The following is a 324-nucleotide window of genomic DNA, read 5'->3' as shown; positions in this document are numbered from 1 at the left end:
CTGCGGTGATAATAATCGAGCCGTAGAAGGCAATCTCCAGACGAGAAAACTTCCGAAATCGCTTCTGAAAGGCATTTTGAATTGCTACTTCTTCTTGCTTATTATTTGCCATAAATATCTACTACTTTCGAATTTTTTTCGCCACTCTGAGCTTGGCTGAATGAACCCGATTATTAACCGCCAGCTCCTCTTGTGACGGTAAAATTGGCTTGCGATTGACTAAGGCAATCTTAGGCTGCATCTCCTCTGGAATAAAGGGCAGGCCCTTGGGCACATCCACCGTTGAGGCTTCTTTAAAGAGTTGTTTGGTCAGGCGATCCTCCA

Annotated in this window: 1 protein-coding gene; it reads right to left on the bottom strand. The window is 44.8% G+C overall.

Annotation, left to right across the window (positions count from 1 at the left end):
* Nucleotides 1-121: 121 nt before the first annotated feature.
* A partial coding sequence (gene mraW, locus FH871_RS34480) for a 16S rRNA (cytosine(1402)-N(4))-methyltransferase (RefSeq protein ID WP_212768321.1) occupies nt 122-324 on the bottom strand: 203 nt, incomplete at its 5' end.

Source organism: Larkinella sp. C7, assembly GCF_006149005.1.
In the GTDB taxonomy this organism is placed as follows: Bacteria; Bacteroidota; Bacteroidia; order Cytophagales; family Spirosomataceae; genus Larkinella.
The sequence above is the reverse complement of the archived record's forward strand: the minus strand, read 5'-3'. Positions and strand labels throughout refer to the sequence as shown.